Annotated in this window: 2 protein-coding genes; one reads left to right on the forward strand and one right to left on the reverse strand. The window is 48.0% G+C overall.

Annotated elements, in window-relative coordinates; translation table 11 throughout:
* Positions 1–226: hypothetical protein (locus tag JET16_RS30455; RefSeq protein ID WP_233532466.1), on the forward strand; the 226-nt coding region annotated here is incomplete at its 5' end.
* Here the strand turns inward: JET16_RS30455 and JET16_RS29755 are convergent.
* Entirely contained in the window at positions 207–848 is a 642-nt protein-coding gene (locus tag JET16_RS29755; RefSeq protein ID WP_199624863.1) for an HAD family hydrolase, read from the reverse strand. The genes JET16_RS30455 and JET16_RS29755 overlap by 20 nt on opposite strands.
* Positions 849–1,020: the final 172 nt, after the last annotated feature.

A 1,020-nucleotide genomic window follows, 5' to 3' on the forward strand; every position in this document is an offset into this window, starting at 1 on the left:
GGTGCAGGGTTGTCCGCTGAATAATCTTCTTCGAAAAATCTTCCCGCGGACCAAGGGCCGTCAGGCCCGCAGCGTGAATGCGGTGTTATATGATGCCACCCGACTTCCTCGAATAACTCACAAAATCATTCCGCTTGATCCCTCTCTTGAAAATGAAACTCTCCTGCCTCGTCACAGAATTCAAGCAATTTCACCTTTAATCCGGCTCAGGTTACATTCAGGATAATGTCCTTTAGTTCAATCAGAGTCTTGATTCGATAGCTGGCCTGTGAGAAGTCATGTGTTTTTGTGAAGTCGTTATGGACAATAACACAGTCGATACCAGCCGCCACGGCTGAGTTCAACCCTCTGTTTGAATCCTCTACAACCAGGGTCTCTTCTTTGGCAGCTCCGAAGCGCTTTAGGCCGGTCAAGTATGGTTCCGGGTGCGGCTTAGTGCGCTCGTAGTCTTCGCGAACAAGGACGAATTCCATGAATTGTCTAATCTGGCGCTTTTCATGAATAAGTTGAAAATCCGCACGTTTTGCAGTCGTCACGATGGCCATGCGGACGTACTTTGAGAGTTCGGCTAGAGTTTCAACTACGCCTTCAATTTCTATGGCTTCTGTTCTTAGATATTCCTGATAATAGACGTTGCGGACCTCACGCTGCTTGCTGATGGTCTGTTCATCAATACCTGCCGCCCTAGCTTGGGACCAAGTGCCCAATGACTGGGTCATGTCGCGGAGGTATTGATCTTTATCCAAGGTAAATCCAATGTCAGCCAGAGCGCGTTCTCCCGCTTTGTAATACCAGAATTCAGTATCAACTAGAACACCATCATGATCGAAGAGTATGTACTTTTTCATTGTTTGGTTCTCCTTTGTCAGCTGCAGCAACCATGCGTGCCATCACGCGCCGTTGATCACCCATAAGTAGACGGGTCACTCCCATTTTGGGGCTATTTCGGTTTTTCGGGTGGTTTCATATAACGTCTCTCGCATTCACGAACCCTCACCGACTTAAGCGAACGTAGTGAGC

The sequence above is a fragment of the Paenibacillus alkalitolerans genome, assembly GCF_016482785.1.
Lineage (GTDB): Bacteria > Bacillota > Bacilli > Paenibacillales > YIM-B00363 > Paenibacillus_AE > Paenibacillus_AE alkalitolerans.

What these genes read in the sequence shown, in the direction of transcription:
- JET16_RS29755 (WP_199624863.1), bottom strand. Translation starts at nt 848, where the DNA reads ATGAAAAAGTACATACTCTTCGATCATGATGGTGTTCTAGTTGATACT.